General features: G+C 68.6%; 22 protein-coding genes and 1 tRNA gene. 16 read left to right on the top strand and 7 right to left on the bottom strand.

What is annotated here, in order from left to right; translation table 11 throughout:
- Positions 1-10: 10 nt before the first annotated feature.
- Complete coding sequence (tgt, locus tag I4484_RS17630; RefSeq protein WP_197448523.1) at positions 11-1,147, bottom strand: tRNA guanosine(34) transglycosylase Tgt; 1,137 nt, start codon at positions 1,145-1,147, stop codon at positions 11-13.
- Positions 1,148-1,209: 62 nt separating this feature from the next.
- Positions 1,210-2,250 carry a tRNA preQ1(34) S-adenosylmethionine ribosyltransferase-isomerase QueA gene (gene queA / locus I4484_RS17625; protein WP_197448522.1) on the bottom strand — a complete coding sequence of 347 codons (1,041 nt, stop codon included), beginning with the start codon at positions 2,248-2,250 and terminating at the stop codon, positions 1,210-1,212.
- A 139-nt stretch (positions 2,251-2,389) separates the two neighbouring features.
- On the opposite strand from queA, the gene I4484_RS17620 reads away from it, so the two are divergent.
- A tRNA-Leu gene (locus tag I4484_RS17620) sits at positions 2,390-2,476 on the top strand.
- Positions 2,477-2,548: 72 nt separating this feature from the next.
- On the opposite strand, the gene I4484_RS17615 is transcribed toward I4484_RS17620, so the two are convergent.
- Positions 2,549-2,938, bottom strand: a complete 390-nt coding sequence (locus I4484_RS17615) for a YkvA family protein (protein WP_197448521.1) — start codon at positions 2,936-2,938, stop codon at positions 2,549-2,551.
- A 148-nt stretch (positions 2,939-3,086) separates the two neighbouring features.
- Here I4484_RS17615 and I4484_RS17610 point away from each other — a divergent pair, with 148 nt between their 5' ends.
- The 4 genes from I4484_RS17610 (at position 3,087) to I4484_RS17595 (ending at position 5,784) form a co-directional block, all read left to right on the top strand.
- Entirely contained in the window at positions 3,087-3,245 is a 159-nt protein-coding gene (locus I4484_RS17610) for a hypothetical protein (RefSeq protein WP_197448520.1), read from the top strand.
- Between the two features lie 148 nt (positions 3,246-3,393).
- On the top strand, positions 3,394-3,807 hold the full coding sequence (gene rnk / locus I4484_RS17605; protein ID WP_197448519.1) for a nucleoside diphosphate kinase regulator: 414 nt from the start codon (positions 3,394-3,396) through the stop codon (positions 3,805-3,807).
- 37 nt (positions 3,808-3,844) lie between these two features.
- Positions 3,845-4,462: a LysE family translocator gene (locus I4484_RS17600; RefSeq protein WP_197448518.1), complete on the top strand. Its 618-nt coding sequence runs from the start codon at positions 3,845-3,847 to the stop codon at positions 4,460-4,462.
- Positions 4,463-4,542: 80 nt separating this feature from the next.
- A complete protein-coding gene (locus I4484_RS17595; RefSeq protein ID WP_197448517.1) occupies positions 4,543-5,784 on the top strand; it encodes an EAL domain-containing protein in 1,242 nt (413 codons plus the stop codon).
- Here I4484_RS17595 and I4484_RS17590 read toward each other — a convergent pair.
- The gene (locus I4484_RS17590; RefSeq protein ID WP_197448516.1) at positions 5,724-7,376 is read right to left on the bottom strand and encodes an acyl-CoA dehydrogenase family protein; all 1,653 of its coding nucleotides are present in this window, start codon (positions 7,374-7,376) and stop codon (positions 5,724-5,726) included. The two genes, I4484_RS17595 and I4484_RS17590, sit on opposite strands and share 61 nt — an antisense overlap.
- Before the next feature lie 220 nt (positions 7,377-7,596).
- On the opposite strand from I4484_RS17590, the gene I4484_RS17585 reads away from it, so the two are divergent.
- Positions 7,597-8,091, top strand: coding sequence for a glutathione peroxidase (locus I4484_RS17585; protein WP_197448515.1), 495 nt, complete (start codon positions 7,597-7,599; stop codon positions 8,089-8,091).
- Positions 8,092-8,128: 37 nt separating this feature from the next.
- Here I4484_RS17585 and I4484_RS17580 read toward each other — a convergent pair whose 3' ends face one another.
- Positions 8,129-8,521 carry a hypothetical protein gene (locus I4484_RS17580; protein ID WP_197448514.1) on the bottom strand — a complete coding sequence of 131 codons (393 nt, stop codon included), beginning with the start codon at positions 8,519-8,521 and terminating at the stop codon, positions 8,129-8,131.
- A gap of 163 nt (positions 8,522-8,684) precedes the next feature.
- Here I4484_RS17580 and fabV point away from each other — a divergent pair, with 163 nt between their 5' ends.
- The 8 genes from fabV to astB all read left to right on the top strand — a co-directional run bounded on the left by fabV (position 8,685) and on the right by astB (position 17,593).
- The gene (gene fabV, locus I4484_RS17575) at positions 8,685-9,881 is read left to right on the top strand and encodes an enoyl-ACP reductase FabV (RefSeq protein WP_197448513.1); all 1,197 of its coding nucleotides are present in this window, start codon (positions 8,685-8,687) and stop codon (positions 9,879-9,881) included.
- 53 nt (positions 9,882-9,934) lie between these two features.
- Positions 9,935-10,144 (top strand): hypothetical protein, encoded by a 210-nt coding sequence (locus I4484_RS17570; RefSeq protein WP_197448512.1) that lies wholly within the window; start codon positions 9,935-9,937, stop codon positions 10,142-10,144.
- Positions 10,145-10,251: 107 nt separating this feature from the next.
- Positions 10,252-11,226, top strand: coding sequence for a GlxA family transcriptional regulator (locus I4484_RS17565; protein ID WP_197448511.1), 975 nt, complete (start codon positions 10,252-10,254; stop codon positions 11,224-11,226).
- Between the two features lie 158 nt (positions 11,227-11,384).
- On the top strand, positions 11,385-12,599 hold the full coding sequence (locus I4484_RS17560; RefSeq protein WP_197448510.1) for an aspartate aminotransferase family protein: 1,215 nt from the start codon (positions 11,385-11,387) through the stop codon (positions 12,597-12,599).
- A 50-nt stretch (positions 12,600-12,649) separates the two neighbouring features.
- Positions 12,650-13,723, top strand: coding sequence for an arginine N-succinyltransferase (locus tag I4484_RS17555; protein ID WP_197448509.1), 1,074 nt, complete (start codon positions 12,650-12,652; stop codon positions 13,721-13,723).
- On the top strand, positions 13,723-14,769 hold the full coding sequence (astA, locus tag I4484_RS17550; protein ID WP_197448508.1) for an arginine N-succinyltransferase: 1,047 nt from the start codon (positions 13,723-13,725) through the stop codon (positions 14,767-14,769). The genes I4484_RS17555 and astA overlap by 1 nt, the downstream gene beginning before the upstream one ends.
- Positions 14,766-16,235, top strand: coding sequence for a succinylglutamate-semialdehyde dehydrogenase (gene astD / locus I4484_RS17545; RefSeq protein WP_197448507.1), 1,470 nt, complete (start codon positions 14,766-14,768; stop codon positions 16,233-16,235). Before astA ends, astD begins: the two co-directional genes overlap by 4 nt.
- The gene (gene astB, locus I4484_RS17540; protein WP_197448506.1) at positions 16,232-17,593 is read left to right on the top strand and encodes an N-succinylarginine dihydrolase; all 1,362 of its coding nucleotides are present in this window, start codon (positions 16,232-16,234) and stop codon (positions 17,591-17,593) included. Before astD ends, astB begins: the two co-directional genes overlap by 4 nt.
- Before the next feature lie 43 nt (positions 17,594-17,636).
- Here the strand turns inward: astB and I4484_RS17535 are convergent, their stop codons facing one another.
- On the bottom strand, positions 17,637-18,659 hold the full coding sequence (locus I4484_RS17535) for an SDR family oxidoreductase (RefSeq protein ID WP_197448505.1): 1,023 nt from the start codon (positions 18,657-18,659) through the stop codon (positions 17,637-17,639).
- A gap of 128 nt (positions 18,660-18,787) precedes the next feature.
- Here I4484_RS17535 and I4484_RS17530 point away from each other — a divergent pair, with 128 nt between their 5' ends.
- Together I4484_RS17530 and zapE are read left to right on the top strand one after the other, a co-directional pair.
- A complete protein-coding gene (locus I4484_RS17530; protein WP_330932869.1) occupies positions 18,788-19,270 on the top strand; it encodes a GNAT family N-acetyltransferase in 483 nt (160 codons plus the stop codon).
- The gene (gene zapE / locus I4484_RS17525) at positions 19,267-20,403 is read left to right on the top strand and encodes a cell division protein ZapE (RefSeq protein ID WP_197448504.1); all 1,137 of its coding nucleotides are present in this window, start codon (positions 19,267-19,269) and stop codon (positions 20,401-20,403) included. The genes I4484_RS17530 and zapE overlap by 4 nt, the downstream gene beginning before the upstream one ends.
- Here the strand turns inward: zapE and I4484_RS17520 are convergent.
- Positions 20,400-21,446: an SPFH domain-containing protein gene (locus tag I4484_RS17520; RefSeq protein WP_197451101.1), complete on the bottom strand. Its 1,047-nt coding sequence runs from the start codon at positions 21,444-21,446 to the stop codon at positions 20,400-20,402. The two genes, zapE and I4484_RS17520, sit on opposite strands and share 4 nt — an antisense overlap.
- Between the last annotated feature and the right edge of the window lie 28 nt (positions 21,447-21,474).

Genomic DNA, 21,474 nt, shown 5'->3' with positions numbered 1-21,474 from the left:
CGGCCGGCTGTCAATCTGGTGCGTCAGGTACCGGCAGCCCCCGCCGCGCATAGTAGCCTGCCACGAAGTCAGCCAATGTACCCGCTTCGATGGCACCGCGCAAACCGGCCATCAGGCGCTGATAATAGCGCAAGTTGTGGATCGTATTGAGCATTGAGCCGAGCATTTCGCCGCAGCGATCCAGGTGGTGCAGGTAGCCGCGGGAGAAGTGCCGGCAGGTGTAGCAGTCGCAATCCGGTTCCAGCGGACGGGTGTCGTGGCGATGCCTGGCGTTGCGGATCTTGATCGTGCCTTCGGCGGTGAAGAGGTGACCGTTGCGGGCGTTGCGCGTGGGCATCACGCAGTCGAACATGTCGACCCCGCGGCGCACGCCTTCGACCAGATCCTCGGGCTTGCCCACCCCCATCAGGTAGCGCGGCTTGTCCTCGGGCATCCAGGTCGGCAGGTAGTCGAGCACCTGGATCATCTCCTCCTTGGGTTCGCCCACGGAGAGACCGCCGATGGCCAGGCCGTCGAAGCCGATCTCCAGCAGGCCCTCCAGCGAACGACGACGAAGCTCGGGATACATGCCGCCCTGGATGATGCCGAATAGCGCCGAGGGCGAATCGCCGTGAGCCTCGCGGGAACGCCGGGCCCAGCGCAGCGAGCGCTCCATGGAGAGTTCGGCCTCCTTCTCGGTGGCCGGGTAGGGCGTGCACTCGTCGAAGATCATCACCACGTCGGAGCCCAGCGAGCGCTGCACCGCCATCGACTCCTCGGGGCCCATGAACACCTTGGCGCCGTCCACCGGCGAGCGGAAGTGCACGCCCTCCTCGGTGATCTTGCGCATCTCGCCCAGCGAGAAGACCTGGAAGCCGCCGGAGTCGGTGAGGATGGGACCTTGCCACTGGGAGAAGTCGTGCAGGTCGCCGTGGGCCTCGATCACCTCGGTGCCGGGGCGCAGCCACAGGTGGAAGGTGTTGCCGAGGATGATCTCGGCGCCGATCTCGGCCACCGAGGCGGGCGTCATGCCCTTGACCGTGCCGTAGGTGCCCACCGGCATGAAGGCCGGTGTCTCCACGGTGCCCCGGGGGAAGGTGAGGCGGCCGCGGCGCGCGCGGCCGTCGCTGGCCAGCCGCTCGAAGGACATGAAGCATTCGTTACGCATGGATATCGGTCTCGATCGGTGACGGGGCGTGCCGAGCCGGTCGGCGCGCCGGGCCGGTCAGGTCAGGGGTTCCGGCGGGTCAGGAACATGGCATCGCCGTAGCTGAAGAAGGCGTAGCGCTCGGCCACGGCGTCGCGATAAGCCGCCATGGTCGTCGCGTAGCCGGCAAAGGAGGCGACCAGCATCAGCAGGGTCGACTCGGGCAGGTGGAAGTTGGTGATCAGCGCCTCCACGCAGCGCCACTCGTAGCCGGGGTAGATGAAGATGTCGGTCTCGCCGCTGAACGGGGCGATCTCGCCGTCGGCGCTCTTGGCACAGGCGCTCTCCAGGCAGCGCACGCTGGTGGTGCCCACCGCGATCACCCGGCGGCCGGCGGTCTGGGCGGCGCGCACCTTGGCGCAGGCCGCTTCGTTCACCTCGATCCATTCGCTGTGCATCTGGTGCTCGCGAATGTCGTCGGCGCGCACCGGCTGGAAGGTGCCGGCGCCCACGTGCAGGGTGACGAAGGCACTCTCGACGCCCTTCGCCGCCAGGCGTTCCAGCAGCGGCTCGTCGAAGTGCAGCCCGGCGGTGGGGGCGGCCACGGCGCCGTCGCGGCGGGCATAGACGGTCTGGTAGCGGTCGCGGTCGGCGAGCTCGTCGGCGCGGTCGATATAGGGCGGCAGCGGCATGTGGCCGTGGCGCTCCAGCAGCTCGATCAGCGGCGTTTCGCCGAGAAAACGCAGTTCGAACAGTGCCTCGCGGCGGCCCTCGACCACGGCGCGAACATCGCCTTCGAAGATCAGCTCGGTGCCGGGTTTGGGCGACTTGCTGGAGCGAAGGTGCGCCAGCCCGCGGTGGGCATCCAGCGGGCGCTCCAGCAGCATCTCCACCTTGCCGCCGCTGGCCTTGTGGCCGTGCAGTCGCGCCGGGATCACCCGGGTGTCGTTGAACACCAGCAGGTCGCCGGGCTCGAGCAGGTCCAGCAGGTCGGTGAAGCGGCGGTGGGCCAGCTCCCCGCTCTCGCCATTCACGCACAGCAGGCGACAGTCGCTGCGCCGCTCGGAGGGGTAGCGGGCGATCAGCTCCTCGGGAAGCTCATAGTGAAAGTCGGCGCGCTGCATGCAGGTCGGGTCCGCGAATAGGGTCGAAACGGGCGGCTGCCGGGCAGCCGCAAACAGCCGGCAAGGATACCGAAAATCGCCCTGCGCGTCAGGCCCGCCAATTGACCTGCCGCACCGGCCACGTATAATGCTCGGCGCTGCCGGCGTGGCGGAATTGGTAGACGCAGCGGATTCAAAATCCGCCGCACGCAAGTGCTTGTCGGTTCGAGTCCGACCGCCGGTACCAGCTTGAGAAATACTGAAAACAGCCGCTTGCGAGCGGCTGTTTTGCGTTTCTGGTATGCCTCGTCTGGCGTTCCTAACCGAACCACCTGGCCAGCGTGGCCCTGGCCTGCTCGCGGTGCTTGTCGTTGATCTTGGCCGCGACGATGGCCAGCGCACCGGCCAGTACGCCCATGTCGTCGGTGTAGCCGAGCAGCGGCGTAAGGTCGGGAATGGCATCGATGGGCGAGATGAAGTAGCCCAGCGCGCCATAGATGGCGGTCTTGGCCCACAGCGGGGTGCTGGGGTCCTGAGCCGAGTAGTACATCTTCAGGGCGGGCTCGAGGGTCTTTCTGCCCGCCTGCCGGGCGCTATGGGACACCTTGTCCCAGAAGCTCTCTTCGGAGTAGTGCGCCGCATTCGCCTCGAGGGTGCCCTCGATGGCGTTCGGCTCGGCGCCGCCGCGTTCGAAGTCGTGTGTCTTCATGCGAGACCCTGTGGTGTCATGTCTGTCGCTTTGACAGCATGGCACGTCGCCACGTTCGCCGTTGCGCAAGCGCCGTGCCACGTCAAGCGTCTTGATGTGCCTGCCGGGCCGCTGCATGCTGACCGATAAACGCATGCGAGGAGGCGGTATGGGTGTGAAGCGGTTTGCCTGGGGGCTCGGCGTCCTGGGAGTGGTGCTGGCGCTGTTCGGCTGGCAGCAGCAAAGCCCGGGTGCATTCGTCGGCGTCGCGCTGGTCGCCCTGGCCGGCGTGCTGCTGGCGACGGCACGGCACCGGCCCGAACGCTAGGCCGCCGGGAAGCACGGGCGGGCCTGACATTCTTCAGGCTTGGGCTTATGATAGTGACAGTCACAGTCCTTCTCCCCTCCGGGGCGAAGGGCTGTTTTCGTTGCATGGCCGCCAGCATGTTGCCTGCTGTCGGCGCCAAGGAGGTCGTATGTCGTCTCGTCCCCCCATCATCATCAACCGCCTGGATGCGGAGCGACTGCAGCGCCTGATCGACCAGGCGGACGAGAAGGATCGATTCGTCGCCGACTGCCTGGAAGAGGAGCTCGAGCGCGGCGAGGTGATCGATCCCGAGGAGATCCCGGCGGACGTGGTCAGCATGAACAGCCAGGTGCAGTTCACCGACCTGACACGCAGCCGCCAGATGATACGTACGCTGGTCTATCCCCACGCGCTGGCGGCGACCGAGGACGGCATCTCGGTGATGGCACCCATCGGGGCCGGGCTCATCGGGCTGCGCATTGGCGACGAGATCGACTGGCCGCTACCTGGCGGTGGGGAGGCGCGCCTGCGCATCGATGCGATCCTGTGGCAGCCCGAACGGGAAGGACAGTTCCACCGTTGAACCGAGGCACGGGCGTAGAACCGAAGAGGAACGGGAGATGCCGCTTTCACTCTGGATGTCGCTGGTGGCGGTGTGCGCCATGGGCGCGATGTCACCGGGGCCGAGCCTGGCCCTGATACTGCGCCACACGCTGGGCGGCGGGCGTGCGCCCGGCATCGTGGCGGCGCTGTCCCATGCGTTGGGCGTGGGGTTCTATGCCCTGCTCACGGTGCTCGGGCTGGGGGCGCTGATCGTGCGCTTTCCCGCGCTGTTCCAGGTGATTACCTGGTGCGGGGCAGCCTACCTGGCCTGGCTTGGCATCAAGGCGCTGCGTGCCGGCAGGGCGGCGGCGCTGGAAGCGGCCGGCGTTGCGACTACCCGCGGCCAGGCGGCCCGCGAGGGCATGCTGGTGGCATTGGGCAATCCCAAGCTGATCCTGTTCTTCATCGCCCTGCTCAGCCAGTTCGTCACGCCGGAGATGAGCCTGGCGGCCAAGGCGACCATCGTCGCCACGGCGATGATCATCGACGGCGGCTGGTACGTGCTGGTGGCGGTATCCTTGACCCATTCGCGCGTGCTGCCCTGGCTGCAGGCGCGGGCGCACTGGATCCATCGCGTTACCGGCGTGATGCTGCTGGCGCTTGCGCTGCGCGTGGTGGTCGGTCCTCTCGGCTGAGGGGCGAGCGTTGACAGCTGAGCCGGCTGGTCGTCAGGGATGATGGTAGCCTCAGAATAATTCGTGAGCGGGATCCCTGGATGAACCTTTTGGCGGAATACGACGAAGAAGAAGAGCGAGCCCTGGCCCTGGTGCTCGACGAGGATCCCGATGTGGTGGCGATTCTATCGCTGCAGCTGCATGTGCTGGGGCTGGAGAGCCGCTGCTATCGGCGCGCCGATGCGCTGCTGGCAGAGCTCGAGCAGTGTTCTCCACAGCTGGTGATCATGGGGCTCGAGTTCGGCGACCCGGATGGCATCGAGCTGCTGCGGCTGCTGGCCGAGCGGGAGTTTTCCGGCTGGGTGCTGCTGTTGGGCGGCGTCGAGCGCAAGATCTCGCGCATCGCCGAGCGGGTCGGCCGTACCCTGGGGCTGCAGATGCTCGGCTCGCTGGACAAGCCGATGCGACTGGCCGAGCTCCGCCAGCGCCTCGATCGGCTGCGTCCTGGCTGCAAGCCGGCCATCGTGCCCGAGGATAGCCCCTTCTTTTCTGCCGAGGAGCTGGAGTCGGCGCTCCAGCGGCGCGAGCTCACCGTGCACTACCAGCCCCAGTTCGAGCTGGCCAGCGGGCGATTGAGCGGGGTCGAGGCCCTGGTGCGCTGGGCACACCCCGAGATCGGCCTGATCGGCCCAGCCAGTTTCCTGCCCATGCTCACTGCCGCGCAGAGCCGGCGCCTGACCTGCCACGTGCTCGAGCAGGCGCTGATCGATGCCCAGCGCTGGCGCGAGCAGGGCGTACTGCTGTCGCTGTCGGTGAACGTCACCGCCGACGATCTGATGGAGTCGCAGCTGCCGGCGCTCAGCCGCCAACTGGCGCCGGAGGGTTCACCGCTGGTGATACTGGAGATCACCGAGACGGCGGCCATGGACGACGAGCTGCTGGGCTCGGAGATCGCCGCGCGGCTGCACCTGAGCGGGATGGAGGTGGCGGTGGACGACTTCGGTGTCGGCTTCTCGTCGCTCTCGCGATTGCAGATGCTGCCCATCAGCGAGCTCAAGATCGACCGCAGCTTCGTTCGCCACCTGCAGCAGGAAAGCCAGGACGCGGCGATCGTCGAGGCCATCGCCCTGCTCGGCCGTCGCCTGGGGATCCGCGTGGTGGCCGAGGGCGTCGAGGAGCTCGACTGCCTGCCCACCCTGGCTCGCTTCGGCTGTACCCACGTGCAGGGGTTCGGCCTGTCGCGCCCGGTGCCGGCCAACGAGATTCCCGCGCTGGCCTCCGATCAGTCGCCGATTCGCGCCAGGATCGTCGCCAGCGGCGAACCGGCCGGCAGCACGCCGTAAGCCGGGCTTGCCTCGACGCCGAGGCGCGAGCGGCAGAAGGTCTCGGCCACCTCGTTGGGGGCATGGCGCAGCAGCAGCGCGGCCTGCAGGCCCTGGGCCAGGCGCTGGGTCAGCCAGCGGGCACGGGGCTCTAGCGCTTCGGCAGGTAGCGCCAGGTCGTGCTCCAGGCCGGCCAGGGCCAGATCGAGGTCCTGCTGCACGCCCTGAGCGGCGCCGAGCTCTGCGCGCAGGGCGGCGATCGACTCGGGATGACGCGCCAGCACTCGCAGCAGGTCCAGGCAGATCACGTTGCCCGAGCCCTCCCAGATGGAATTCACCGGCGCCTCGCGGTAGAGCCGAGCCAGCGGTGCCTCTTCGACATAACCGATGCCGCCGAGGCACTCCATGGCTTCGGCCATGAAGCCCGGGGCGCGCTTGTTGTGCCAGTACTTGGCCAGCGTCGGCAGCACCCGTGCCAGGGCCGTCTCGTGGGCCTCGCCGCGGGCGTCGCCGTCGAAGGCGCGGGCGCTGCGCATGACCAGCGCCAGGCCGGCCTCAACCTCCAGCGCCAGGTCGGCGATCACCGCCTGCATCAACGGCTGCTCCGCGAGCGGCCGGCCGAAGGCGTGGCGCTGGCGAACGTGGCGCCACGCCTCGGCCAGGGCCTGGCGCATCATGCCCACCGGCGCGGTGGCGGCATCCAGTCGGGTCTGCTGCACCATGTCGATGATGGTGGCCACGCCGCGGCCGGGCTCGCCGACGCGCACGGCCCAGGCGCCACGGTACTCGATCTCCGCCGAGGCGTTGGCGCGATTGCCGCACTTCTCCTTGAGCCGCTGGAGCTCGATGGCGTTGCGCTCGCCGTCGGGCGTGAAGCGCGGCGCCAGGAAGCAGGTCAGCCCCTCGTCGGTCTGGGCCAGGGTGAGGAAGGCGTCGGACATCGGCGCACTGCAGAACCACTTGTGGCCGGTCAGCCGCCAGCCCTCGCCGTCGCGCTCGGCGCGGGTGGTGTTGCGGCGCACGTCGCTGCCGCCCTGCTTCTCGGTCATGGCCATGCCGAAGGTGAGGCCGCGTTTCTCCCGAGCGGGCAGGGCGCGGGGGTCGTAGGCGCTGGCCAGCAGCCCCGGCGCCCACTCGGCCTCGATCTCGGGGCTGCGGCGAAGCACCGGCATGGCGGCATGGGTCATGGTCACCGGGCAGCAGAAGCCCGGCTCGGCCTGGGTCAACAGGTAGAGCGCGGCGACATGCGCCTGGTGCCCGCCACGACCCTCCTCGCGCCAGGCCACGGCGTGCCAGCCGCCCTCCATGGCCAGGCGCATCAGCTCGTGGTAGGCGGGGTGGTAGCGCACCTCGTCCAGGCGGCGGCCGTGGCGGTCGAACAGGCGCAGCTCCGGCGGGTGGCGGTTGGCGGCCTCGCCCAGCTCCTGTACGTGGGAGCTGCCGGCGCCCCGACCCAGCGGCGCCAGGCGTTCGGCGACCCAGGCCGGAGCGTCGCGCTCCAGCGTCTCGCGCAGCGGCAGGTCGCTGGCCAGCAGGTCGCGGTCGCCGGGGGTGTCGGGCTGGTTGACCACTTCGTGGGTCGCCAGGCGGCGGCGGGGGGCAGTGTCGCGCATGGCAGCGCTCCTCGATGTCGCTGTCATCCCAGCATGGGCAGTCGTCCGGGAGCGGTCAATGCGCAGCGAACGTGACGGCGCTGCCGCTTCTCGGTAGGCTTGGGGGCAGCGTGCAAAGAACGCCTGGCTTGGGCAGGCCCGAGGCAAGGTTGCCTCGGTGCGCTGAGGGGTGCTACGTGTGAAACGTGGCATGGTGAGAGGACAGCGAGGCAGGCAAGACATGGCCATCCATGAGCACGAATGCCGCACCTTTCGCGGCGAGCCCTTCAACCTGCGCGCCCTGCAGGGGCAGGTGCTGTTGATCGTGAACGTCGCCAGCCGCTGCGGCTTCACGCCCCAGCTCGGTGAGCTGGAGCGCCTCTACCGCCGCCATCGCGACCGCGGCTTCACCGTGCTCGCCTTTCCCTGCAATCAGTTCGCCCGCCAGTCGCCGGAGACGGCGCTGGATTTCTGCGCCTTCAGCTCGAGCCAGTACGGCGTCACCTTCCCGGTGATGGAGAAGGTCAAGGTCAACGGTGCCGGCGCACATCCGCTGTTCGTCGAGCTCAAGCGCAAGGCGCCGGGGGTGATGCGCACTGGCATGATCAAGTGGAACTTCACCAAGTTCCTGGTGGCCCGGGACGGTCGGGTCATCCAACGCTTCTCGCCGCGTGCCGACGGCCAGGTGCTCGAGCGGGCCCTGGAAGAGGCTCTCGACGAGAGGTTCCAGCCCTAGGCGCCGCCATCGGCCCGCGCCTTGCGACCGTATCGGGTCAGGCGTGAGGCGACTCCCCCCGCGCCATCATCACGCGCGCCATCAGCTCGTTCCAGCGGTGCCGGGTCATCATCGTGGTCAGCCCCGAGAACAGCGCCCAGCTCTTGCGCCGCCAGCCCTTTAGCCGCAGGTTGTGGGCGACCAGCTGCTGCATCAGCCGATAGTCGTCGAAGTCGCGCCACTGGCCGGCGATCGACACCTGGTTGCGCACCAGCACCGGGGCGAGTTCCAGGCGAAAGACCCATTCCAGTTCGCGCAGCGTCAGGTTCTGGCGCTGGATCACCTCCACCATGTGCGCGAAGTCGCTCTCGCTGGGCTCGCGATCCAGCCACAGCGGAGCCAGCGCCAGCCACAGCTCGCCGCGTTCGTCCACAAGCGCCTGTGCGTTCATACCCATCTCCTGCCATGGCATTGCCGGGGTTGCATCGTGCCCCAGGTGTCATCGTCGCTCAAGTGCGGACAGACGCAAGCATGGCCGCTAGAATGTCGCCACTGCCCATTCGTACCGATCCGGCGCCCCAGGCGGCGCTGCAACACCAATAACGAGGTCTGTCGTGATCATCAAACCCAAGGTCCGCGGTTTCATCTGTACCACTACTCACCCGGTCGGCTGCGAGAAGAACGTGCTCGAGCAGATCGAGGCGACCCGTGCCCGTCAGTTCGACAAGGCCAACGGGCCGAAGAAGGTGCTGGTGGTCGGTGCCTCCAGCGGCTACGGCCTGGCGGCTCGCATCACCGCGGCGTTCGGCTACGGCGCCGATACCCTGGGCGTGTTCTTCGAGAAGCCCGGCAGCGACAAGAAGCCCGGCACCGCCGGCTGGTACAACGCCGCCGCCTTCGACAAGTTCGCCAAGGCCGAGGGGCTCTACAGCAAGTCGATCAATGGCGACGCCTTCTCCCACGAGGCGCGTGACAAGGCCATCGAGCTGATCAAGCAGGACATGGGCCAGGTCGACCTGGTGGTCTATTCGCTGGCCTCGCCGGTGCGCAAGCTGCCCGACTCGGGCGAGCTCAAGCGCTCCAGCCTCAAGCCGATCGGTGAGACCTACCGCGCCACCGCCATCGACACCAACAAGGACACCATCATCGAGGCCGAGGTCGAGCCCGCCACCGAGCAGGAGATCGAAGACACCAAGGCGGTGATGGGCGGTGAGGACTGGGAGCTGTGGATCGATGCGCTGGACAAGGCCGGCGTCCTGGCTCCTGGCGCCCGCAGCGTGGCGTTCAGCTATATCGGCACCGAGATCACCTGGCCGATCTACTGGCACGGTGCCCTGGGCAAGGCCAAGGAAGACCTCGACCGTGCTGCCGGTGAAATCGACGCCAGGCTCAAGGCCAGCGGCGGCGGCGCCAACGTGGCGGTGCTCAAGTCGGTGGTGACCCAGGCCAGCGCGGCGATTCCGGTCATGCCGCTCTACATCGCCATGGTCTACAAGGTGATGAAGGAGAAGGGCCTGCACGAGGGCACGATCGAGCAGCTCAACCGCTTGTTCGGCGAGTGTCTTTATGGAGGGCAGTACACCACCGACGAGGCCGGCCGCCTGCGCCTGGACGACTGGGAATTGCGCGACGACGTGCAGCAGGCGTGCAAGGACCTGTGGCCCCAGGTGACCAGCGAGAACCTGTTCCAGATCACCGACTATGCTGGTTACAAGCACGAGTTCCTGAAGCTGTTCGGGTTCGAGCGCGATGACGTCGACTACGACGCCGACGTGAACCCGGATGTCAGCTTCGATGTCGTGACGTTATAGGCCCGCCACGCGTTTTCCTTGGCGGGCGAACCCAGCGGCAGAGGAGGTCCGCCATGGATACCAGGGAGAGCAGGACACCGGAGGAAAAGAAGCAGCATCTCATGGAGGAGCGGCTGCCCGAGGATTTCGCCCACCCGCAGCCCGACGCCGACCAGCCGGAAGCCAGGCGACCGGCCAAGGGCGTGCACTGGCTGGTATTGGGCGTCGCCATTCTCGTCGGGATCGTCGTGATCACGCTGTTGCTCTCGCGTCTCGTCGACTGAGTCCCGTCTCGACGTGCCACATCGGCTGACGCGTTGCTCTGGCCCGGTATTGCCAACGCTGCCGATCGAGTACCATTTCAGCTTCGTTCCGGCAATGGCGTTGTGGCATGCCCGATTCCCCCTCGACCGCTTCTCGTCAGCCTCCGACTCGCTGGGTCGGTGTGCTGACGCTGCCGGGTTTCTCGCTGTTGGCCCAGGCCTGTGCGCTGGAGCCGCTGATGGTGGCCAACCAACTGGCCGGGCGTCGGCTCTACCGCTTGCAGGCTTTCTCGCCTGAAGGCGGTGAGGTCGCCAGCATGGCCGATCTCAGCCAGGCGGCTTGTACTCCCTTCGAGCTGGCGTCGACCGAACTGGACATGCTGGTGGTCTGCGCACCCAGCCCGCTGCCGGCCATGCACGAGAGTGCCCTGCCGGGCCGGCTGCGCCAGCTCGGACGCAGCGGCGTGGTGCTGGTCGGGGTCGGTGGCGGCACCGAGCTGCTGGCCCGCGCCGGCGTGCTGGACGGCTACCGGGCCACGCTGCCCTGGCAGCGCTTCGCCGCCTTCACCCGCGACTTCCCCCGCGTGCGCCTCACCCAGCAGCTGTTCGAGATCGACCGCGACCGCCTCACCTGCGGCGGCGGTACGGCGGCGATGGACATGATGATGACGCTGATCGCTTCCCACCACGACAGCGAGCTGGCCGAGCGGGTCTCCGAGCATTTCGTGCTGGAGCGGGTGCGCATGGCCGACGAGCCGCAGCAGGTGCCGCTGCGCGCCCGTCTGGGGCATGCCCCGGCGCCGCTGGTGGATGCGGTGATGCTGATGGAGGCCAACATCGAGGAGCCGCTGACCACCCACGAGCTGGCCGAGCACCTCGGTATCTCGCGCCGCCAGCTCGAGCGGCTGTTCAAGAAGTACCTGCAGGCGGTGCCCGGCCGCTACTACCTCGACCTGCGGCTGAAGGAGGCGCGCCGCCTGCTGCGCGAGAGCGACCTGCCTGCCGGCGAGATCGCCATGAAGACGGGCTTCTCCTCGCCGGCTCACTTCTCCACCGCCTATCGCAACCATTTCGGCGTGACGCCGCGCGAAGAGCGCCTCTAGCCGGCCCGAACGGGTCGCGCCCCCTTTGCTTCCTCTCCTGCCACAGCCCTTTTATACAAATCGGGGTCCCATAGCTGAAAGCCGCCAGCGGCCAGGCTCCTTATACTCGACTGACATCACTGCGTTGCTATCAACCCTTTGCAGGAATGGAGACCGAGATGAGCCACACCCCGAGCCGCGCCGACTTCGACCGGTACATGGTGCCGAACTACTCCCCCCAGAAAGTCATTCCGGTGCGCGGCGAGGGTAGCCGGCTGTGGGATCAGGAGGGGCGCGAATACATCGACTTCGCCGGCGGCATCGCCGTGAACTCCCTGGGGCACTGCCACCCGCTGCTGGTCGAGGCGCTCACCGAGCAGGGCAAGAAGCTCTGGCACCTCTCCAACGTCTACACCAACGAGCCCTCGCTCAAGCTGGCCAAGACCCTGGTCGAGCGCACCTTCGCCGACAAGGCCTACTTCTGCTCCTCCGGCGGCGAGGCCAACGAGGCGGCGCTGAAGCTGGCGCGGCGCTGGGCTCACGACAACTTCGGCGAGCACAAGCATCGCATCGTGTCGTTCTATCAGTCCTTCCACGGGCGCACCTTCTTCACCGTCAGCGTCGGCGGCCAGCCCAAGTACTCCCAGGGCTTCGGTCCGGTACCGGGCGGCATCGTTCACGGCGAGTTCAACGACCTCGACAGCGTGCGCGACCTGATCGACGACGACACCTGCGCGGTGATGGTCGAGCCGATGCAGGGCGAAGGCGGCATCGTGCCGGCCAAACGTGAATTCCTGCAGGGGCTGCGCGACCTGTGCGACGCCCACGACGCGCTGTTGATCTTCGACGAAGTGCAGACCGGCGTGGGCCGCACCGGCTCGTTCTATGCCTACATGGAGTACGGCATCGAGCCGGATATCCTCACCAGCGCCAAGGCGCTGGGCGGCGGCTTCCCCATCGGCGCCATGCTGACCACCGACCGCGTCGCCCCGGCGCTGGCCATCGGCACCCACGGTTCCACCTACGGCGGCAACGCTCTGGCCTCGGCGGTGGCCCTGGCCGCAGTGGAGCACATCGACACTCCCGAGGTGCTGGGCGGCGTCAAGCAGCGCCACGACCTGTTCCGCGAGCATCTCGAGGCGATCAACCGCAAGCATGACGTGTTCAAGGAGATCCGCGGCATGGGCCTGTTGATCGGCGCCGAGATGGCCCCCGAGTACGAGGGCCGCGCCAAGGACATCCTGCCGCTGGCCATCGAGGAGGGCGTGATGGCCCTGATCGCCGGCCCCAACGTGCTGCGCATGGCCCCCTCGCTGGTGATTCCCGAAGCCGACATCGCCGAGGGCATGGCGCGGCTGGAGCGTGCCATCGCGCGGCTGGTGGCGGCCCAGTGAAAGCTGGCCGAGCCATGCGCGACACCGCCCATCGACCAGGAGATCCCGCCATGATGGTCGTACGCCCCGTTCGGCCGGCCGACCTGCCGGCCCTGGAGCGGCTGGCGGGCTTGGCCACGCCGAGCCTGACCAACCTGCCGGCCCATCGCGATCGTCTCGAGGAGCGCATTGCGCGCTCGCGGCAGTCGTTCGGGCGCGAGGTGGACTTTCCCGGCGACGAGCACTACACCTTCGTGCTCGAGGATCTCGAGCGCGACGAGGTCGTAGGCACCGCCACCCTGCGCGCCGAAGCCGGTGCGCGGGAGGCCTACTACACCTACCGCCAGGAGACCCTGATCCACGCCTCGCAGCAGCTCAACGTGCGCCGCGAGGTGCAGACCCTGTCGCTCTCCCACGAGGTCTCCGAGACCACCCAGCTGTGCGCCCTGTCGCTGGACCCGCGCTACCGCGGCACCAGCGCCGAGAGCCTGCTGCGCCGCGCGCGGCTGATGTTCATCGCCCAGTACCCCGAGCGTTTCGCCGAGGTGCTGGCGATGGCGTTTCCGGGCTATCTCGACGAGCAGGGCGAGTCGCCGTTCTGGAACAGCGTGGGGCGCCACTTCTTCGTGCGCGACTACCACGACATCAACTATCTCGCCGGGGTGCGCTCGAAGAGCTTCATCGCCGAGGTGATGCCGCAGTTCCCGCTCTACCTGGCGCTGCTCACGCCCCAGGCGCGGGCCGCCATCGGCCGCGAGCACCCCGCCCACGAGGCGGCCATGGCCGAGATGCTGGCCGAGGGCTTCATGCGCTCGCGTCATGTCGATCTGTTCGACGCGGGGCCGGTGATCAAGGGCGAGCGCGATCGCCTGCACACCTTCCGCCGCGCCGCCTGGCATCCGGTACGGGTACGCCCGGCTCACGCCCTGCCGGACGCCGAGCCGGCGATGATCGCCAACCAGCGCCTGGCCGAGTTCCGCTGCGTGGTGGCGCGCTACGCGCTGTCGCCCACCGGCCAGTTGATGCTCTCGCCGGAGCACGCCGAGCTGCTCGGCGTGGAGGAGGGGCGGGCGGTACTGGCCGCGCCGCTGGCGCTGCCGTCCGCCGGCGACGACGAAGCGGGCTTCGACGAGGGGGAGCTGTGATGCGTATTCGACCGATTGCCGAGGGCGACCTGGACGAGCTGCAGAAGATCGCCCGCGAGACCGGGGTCGGCTTTACCTCGCTGCCGGATAACCGCGAGTTCCTCAGCGACAAGATCGCCGCCGCGGTCGCCGCCTTCGAACAGCGCACGCCGCCCGACCGGCGCAACTACTTCTTCGTGCTGGAGGACGAGGCGAGCGGCGAGCTGGCCGGCTGCTGCGCCATCGAGGGCCAGGTGGGGCGCGAGGTGCCGTTCTACCACTATCGCCTGGGTACGCTGGCGCACTCGTCGGTGCAGCTCGACCTGCATCGCACCATCGACACCCTGTTCCTCAGCTCCGACCATACCGGCGACGCCGAGGTGGCCTCGTTGTTCCTGCGCCCCGGCTTTCGCGGCAAGGAGCGCGCGCACCAGCGCAACGGTGCACTGCTGTCGATGATGCGCTGGCTGTTCATGGCCGAGTTTCGCGACCAGTTCCCTGACAAGGTGCTGGCCGAGATGCGCGGCGTATTCGACGAGCGCGGCAAGAGTCCCTTCTGGGAGTGCCTGGGCAGCCACTTCTTCCCGCTGGACTTCGACGAGGCCGACCGCCTCACCGGGCTCGGCCAGAAGAGCTTCATCGGCGAGCTGATGCCCAAGTTCCCGATCTACACGCCGTTTCTCTCCGACGAGGCGCGGGCCTGCATCGGCCAGGTCCACCGAGACACCCGCCCGGCGTTGGCCATGCTCAAGCAGGAGGGGCTGCGCTGGGAGGGCTACATCGACATCTTCGACGGCGGGCCGACGGTGGAGGCCTACATCGACGACGTACGCGCGGTGCGCAAGTCGCGCCGCTGCCGGGTCGAGATCCGTGCCAGCGACGAGCCGCCCCCCGCTCGCCCGCGCTGGCTGGCGGCGAGCACGACGATGGCCGACTTCCGCGCCGCCTGGGTGTCTCACGGCCCCGACGAGGAGGGCACCCTCACCCTGGGCGAGGCGGAGGCAAAGCGCCTGGGCGTGGTGGCCGGTGACTCCCTGCGCGTACTGGATACCGAGGAGACTTCATGAAAGCGATGCAACAGCTGATGATTGGCGGCACCTGGCAGCCGGGCGAGGCAACGCGCTTCACCAAGCGCGATCCGGTGTCCGGCGAGACCCTGTGGCAGGGCGCCGCCGCCAGCGACGGCCAGGTGGCAGCGGCGGTAGAGGCCGCCCGTGGCGCCTTCCCGGGCTGGGCCCGGCTCGGCTTCGCCGAACGCCTGAGCGTGGTCGAGCGCTTCCGCGAGCAACTGGAGACCCACCGCGAGGACCTGGCCCGCGCCATCGCCGGCGAGACCGGCAAGCCGCTGTGGGAGGCGCGCACCGAGGTGGGCGCCATGATCGGCAAGGTGGCGATCTCGGCACGTGCCTACCAGGAGCGCACCGGCGAGCGCAGCCGCGACGTCGGCGACACCACCGCCGTGCTGCGCCATCGCCCGCACGGCGTGATGGCGGTGTTCGGCCCCTACAACTTCCCCGGCCATCTGCCCAACGGGCACATGGTGCCGGCGCTGCTGGCGGGTAACACGGTGGTGTTCAAGCCCAGCGAGCAGACCCCGCTGACCGCCGACCTGACCCTGCAGTGCTGGCACGAGGCGGGCCTGCCCGCCGGGGTGATCAACCTGGTGCAGGGCGCCGCGCCGGTGGGGCAGGCGCTCTCCTCGCACCCGGGTATCGACGGCCTGCTGTTCACCGGCAGCGCCCGCGTGGGCGGTCTGCTCAATCGCCAGTTCGCCGACCAGATGGAGAAGATCCTCGCCCTGGAGCTCGGCGGCAACAACCCGCTGGTGGTCAAGGAGGTGCATGACCAGGACGCCGCGGTGCTCACCATCCTGCAGTCGGCCTTCCTCTCCGGCGGCCAGCGCTGCACCTGTGCGCGTCGGCTGATCGTGCCCGAGGGCCAGGTCGGCGACCATCTGCTCGACGCCCTGGTCGACGCCATCGCCCGCCTGCGGGTGGCCGGGCAGTTCGAGGAACCGGCGCCGTTCTATGGCGGCCTGGTCAGCCCGGAGGCGGCCCAGGGCCTGCTCGAGGCCCAGGACGCGCTGGAGGCGCTGGGCGGCGTGGTGCTGTCGCGCATGGAGTGCCTGCAGGAGGGCACCAGCCTGCTGTCGCCGGCGCTGATCGACGTCACCGGCCTCGACGTGCCCGACGAGGAGCACTTCGGCCCGCTGCTCAAGGTCTACCGTTACCACGACTGGAACGAGGCCCTGCGGCTCGCCAACGACACCCGCTACGGCCTGGCCGCCGGCCTGATCGGCGGCGAGCGCGCCGACTGGGACGACTTCCTGCTGCGCATCCGCGCCGGCATCGTCAACTGGAACCGCCAGACCACCGGCGCCTCCGGCGACGCGCCCTTCGGCGGCGTGGGCATCAGCGGCAATCATCGCCCCAGTGCCTATTACGCAGCGGACTACTGCGCCTATCCGGTGGCCTCGATGGAGGCCGAGAGCCTCACCCTGCCCGACAGCCTGCCGCCCGGAGTGGTGCTATGAGCCAAGCGACGAAAACCGACTACCGGGAAGTCAACTTCGACGGCCTGGTGGGGCCGACCCACAACTACTCGGGCCTGGCCCACGGCAACGTGGCCTCGATGCGCCACGGCGGGCTGGTCTCCAACCCTCGCGAGGCGGCGCTGCAGGGGCTGGCCAAGATGAAGGCGCTGATGGATGCCGGCTACGCCCAGGGCGTGCTGCCACCCCAGCAGCGCCCCGACCTCGGCGCGTTGCGCTCGCTCGGCTTCACCGGCAGCAACCGCGAGGTGCTGGCCCGGGCGGCCGCCGAGGCGCCCCAGGTGCTGCGCGCGGTGTGCTCGGCCTCGAGCATGTGGACGGCCAACGCCGGCACCGTGACTCCCAGCCGCGATGCGCCGGACGGCCGGGCGCACTTCACCCCGGCCAACCTTCAGTCGAGCTTCCACCGCTTTCTCGAGCCGGAGACCACCGGCCGCGTGTTGGCGGCGATCTTCCGCGACGAGGCCCACTTCGCCCACCACCCGGCGCTGCCGGCCACGCCGGCCTTTTCCGACGAAGGGGCGGCCAACCACACGCGGCTGTGTGGCGAGCACGGCGAGGCCGGCGTGCATCTCTACGTCTATGGCCGCCAAGCCTTCGGCGGGGATCCAGCGCATGAGCCCAAGCGCTTTCCCGCACGTCAGACGCTGGAAGCGAGCCAGGCGGTGGCCCGCCAGCACGGCCTCGCCGCGGCGCAGACGGTGTTCGCCCAGCAGCACCCCGAGGCCATCGATGCCGGCGTGTTCCACAACGACGTGATCGCGGTGGGCAACGGGCCGGTGCTGCTCTACCACGAGATGGCCTTCCTCGACGAGCAGGCCACCCTCGATGAGCTGCGCAGCAAGATGTCGACACCGCTGATTCCGGTGCGCGTGCCCGGCGAGGCGGTGAGCCTGGAGGATGCCGTGGCCTCCTACCTGTTCAACTCGCAGTTGCTGAGCAACCCCGACGGCCGCATGACCCTGGTGGTGCCTGGCGAATGCCAGGAGCGCGAGGCGGTGTGGCGCACCATTCAGGATCTGCTGCTGGCCGGTCACAATCCCATCGGTGAGGTGATCGTCAAGGACGTCAAGCAGAGCATGCGCAACGGCGGCGGCCCCGCCTGCCTGCGCCTGCGGGTGGCACTCTCCGCCGAGGAGCGTGCCGCGCTGACCGGCCGCGTGCTGCTCACCGACGCGCTGCACGGCGAACTCGCCGCCTGGGTCGAGCGCCATTACCGCGACCGCCTGGCGCCCGACGACCTGGCCGACCCGCAGCTGGCCGACGAGACCCTTACCGCGCTGGATGAACTCACCCGAATCCTCGACATCGGCTCGGTCTATCCCTTCCAACTGGGATAGACCGAGCGTCAAGCTCCGGGAGTAGCGGCGAGTCAGTGGCGAGTCAGTGGCGTTGTCGCCGTGCCGTGCCGGTGAGGGCGGCGACACCGAGCACGGCGCCGACGATGGCCGTGGCGGTCAGCGCCGGGTGCATCGCCGCCTGGGTGTAGCGGCTCCGGCGGGCGACCGGGTGCTCGAACTCGGCCCGCTGCCAGACGCCCGGGGCGGGCCGGTGCAGCCCGCCAATCCCCTGTGGCGGCTGGTCCGATTGCTGCCGCGGGATCATGCTGCGCCGCATGATGCGATCGGCCAAGCGCGGTGCCAGCTGTCCAAGCATGGCAATGCCCTTGCTGGCGCCGCCGACGCGAATGTCGCGCCGCGGATGTTCGGCGCAGTGCAGGATGGCTTCGGCTACCACATTCGGCTCGTAGAGGGGCGGTGGCAGGGTCGGCTCGACGTCCATGCGGTTGCCCGCGTGGTGGGGAAAGGGCGTGGCGATGCTGCCCGGTTTCACCAGCGTGACCGAAACCGGCGCCCCCAACTCCTCCAGCTCCATGCGCAGCGCATCGGTGAAGCCCTTGACCGCATGCTTGGAGGCCGAGTACATGCCCTGCAGCGGAATGGCCCGATCCGAGACCACCGAGCCGAGGTTGATGATCGCCCCGCCATGAGTATCGGTGCGCAGCCCGAAGTGGCGGGCCGCCTCCAGCGAGCCGTGGACGACGCCCCAGAAGTCGGTCTCGAACAGCCGCCGCTGATCGTCGAGCGGCTGGTCGGTCAGGTAGCCGAACAGCGAGACGCCGGCGTTGTTGATCCAGGTATCGAAACCGCCGAACCGCTGGATGGCGGTCGCCGCGAGCGCGCGGACCTGATCGGGGTCGCCGACGTCGACCTCCGCATAGGTCGCATCGGCGCCACGCTGGTGCAGTTCGTCCACCAGCGCGGTCAGGGCGCTCCCGTCACGGGCCGCGACGACCAGGCGGGCACCGCGGTCGGCGGCCCGGCGTGCGGTCGCCAGGCCAATGCCGCTGGTGGCCCCGGTAATCACGAGAGTCTGCTCTTCGAGTTTTTTCAATGACACTGCCATATCGCTCTCCTTGCCTGCGCCTCGCTAAGCGCCTGGCGTTCTCCGGTCCGTGTCATCTCAGGATAGAATCCCTGTGAGATCTGCCAAAGCGAAGCGGCAGCCATATCCGAATGCATCAAGGAGAGAGCATGGCCATGCAGGATCCGATCAATATCATTCGATTGAGCCCCGACTCGGACCATGTCGCTACCGTGGCGAGCTGGACCCATGCCGAATGGGGCCACCTCAACCCCGACTTCACGGCCGATACCTGGCGCGACGCCTTTCGCCGCGAGTGCGGTGACGGCGGCGTGCCTTCGGTGTTCGTGGCCATGGCGGGCGACCAGCCGGTGGGCACGGCGGCGCTGATGGCCGAGGACATGGACACCCGCCCCGACCTCACCCCCTGGCTGGCCTCGGTGTTCGTGCTGCCGGAGTGGCGCGGGCAGGGCATCGCCTCGACGCTGATCCGGCGGGTCGAGGAGGAGGCCGTCGCCTGTGGCGTCGATCATTTCTACCTGTTCACCCCCGACCAGCAGGCGCTCTACCGCCGGCTCGGCTGGCGCGACCACGAGGAGCTGAGCTACCGCGGCGAAGACGTCACCATCATGCGGCGCCAGCTCGAGGCATGACGGCAGCTTCGCCCCTTGGGCTCTACCGCGAGGCGGTGGAGCGTCACGGCTTCGCTCCGGACGAGGCTCAGCGGGCCGCTGCCGCGCGGCTCGAGGTGTGCTTCCAGGCGCTGCACGACGCGGGGGCCACGAAAGGGCGCGGGGCCGTGCCAGGCGTCTATCTGTGGGGGCCGGTGGGCCGCGGCAAGACCTGGCTGATGGATGGCTTCCATCGTCATCTCGGCGTGCCTGCCCGACGCCTGCACTTCCACCACTTCATGCGCTGGGTGCACCAGCGCCAGTTCCAGCTGGGCGGCACCGTCGATCCGCTGGCGGCGCTGGCCCGTGAGCTGGCGTCCGAGGTGCGCGTGCTCTGCCTCGACGAGCTGTTCGTCAGCGACATCGCCGATGCCATGCTGCTCGGCCGCCTGCTGCAGGCGCTGTTCGAGCACGGTGTGGTGCTGGTATGTACCTCCAATCAGGCGCCGAGCCAACTCTATGCCGACGGCTTCAACCGCGAGCGTTTCCTGCCTGCCATCGCGGCCATCGAGCATCATATGGAAGTGGTGGAGCTGGACGGCGGCTACGACCATCGCCTGCACCCCGGCCAGGCGTGGCGGCGCTATTGGGTGGCCGAGCCCGGGGAGCCGAGCAAACTGGGGGCCGTTTTCGAGCGCCTGAGCGAGGGGCAGACGACGCGCCACGAGCCCATCGAGCTGGGACATCGACGCATCGCGGTGGAGCGGCGCAGCGGGCGGGTGGTGTGGTGTCGCTACGCCGAGCTGTGCGAGCAACCGCTGGCGGCGCTCGACTTCATCGCGCTGGCCGACGAATTCGATCATGTTCTGCTCAGCGAAGTGCCGCGCCTGAGCGATGCCGCTTCGGCGGGACGCATCGCCCGCGGCACCGAGGATGGCGCCGAGCGCATCGAGGCCGGGGAGCGCGAGCTGCCGCCGCTGTCGCGGCGCGACGATGGGGTGCGCCGCTTCATCGCCCTGGTCGACGAGTGCTACGACCGCCGCGTGCCGCTCCATATCGAAGCCGAGGTCGCCATGGAGGAGCTTTACCCCCATGGCTACCTGTCGTTTGCCTTCCGGCGCACCCTCAGCCGGCTGCAGGAAATGCAGCTGGCAAGGTTTGGGTGCGGCGCTTAGCTGCTGGCCGCTCCGCCGACGATGCCGCTGCGAAAGCCGCTCTGGCGGTCGCCGCTGCGCAGGTGCTGCGCCACGCTGTCTTCCGGCGAGCCGGCCATCTCGCGGAACATGCCCATGGAGCCGAGCAGGGCGGAGGATTCGTAGGGCACGAACACCCGCTCGCCGTCCTGAGCCATGGTCGGCAGCGCCTTGATGTAGCTCTGGCCGAGCAGGTAGCCCACCACGGTGCGCTTGTGCTCGTCGCTGTCGCCGATGGCGTTGAGGACCAGCTTGATCGACTCCTGCTCGCCCTGGGCGCGCAGGATGGCCGATTCCTTGTCACCCTGGGCGTTGAGGATCGCCGATTCGCGCTGGCCCTGGGCCTTGGCGATGGCGGCGGCCTTTTCGCCCTCGGCCTCGGTCACGGTGGCGCGACGCTTGCGCTCGGCGGCCATCTGCAGGCGCATGGCTTCCTCGACCTCCTCGGGCATGGCGATGTCCTGCACCTCGACCCGCGAGATCTTCACCCCCCACTTGGAGGCGGGCTCCTCCATGGCGGCCTGGATCTCGTTGTTGACCTCGGCGCGCGACTCGAACAGCTTGTCGAGCTCCATCTTGCCCACCACTGAACGCAGCGTGGTCTTGGCCAGTACCTCCACCGCCTGGCTCATGTTCTCCACCTCGTAGACGGAGCGGCGCGGGTCGATGATCTGGAAGTAGAGCGCGCCGTTGATGCGCACGGTGACGTTGTCGGTGGTCACCACCGGCTGGCCGGGGAAGTCCATGACCGTCTCGCGGCGGTCGATGCGCACCTCGCTGGTAGTCACCGGGAAGAACTCCTCGCCGCGCTTCTGGTAGCGGATCATGGTGATGGCGCGGGGCTGCTCGATGAACGGAATGATGATGTTGATGCCGCTCTCCAGCAGGCGGTGGAACGAGCCCAGGCGCTCGATCACCATGACCTCCGACTGGCGTACGATCACCAGCCCCTTGGCGACGATCAGGATGCCGATCACGACGACGATGAGCGCCAGCAGTAGCCCCGGGTTGATGGGTAGATCCATGGTCATGTTCCCTCATTCGATGCGTGGG

Origin of the sequence: Halomonas sp. SS10-MC5 (assembly GCF_015992245.1) — a bacterium.
Classification (GTDB): domain Bacteria; phylum Pseudomonadota; class Gammaproteobacteria; order Pseudomonadales; family Halomonadaceae; genus Halomonas; species Halomonas sulfidoxydans.
This window is presented reverse-complemented; position numbering and strand designations above follow the sequence as displayed.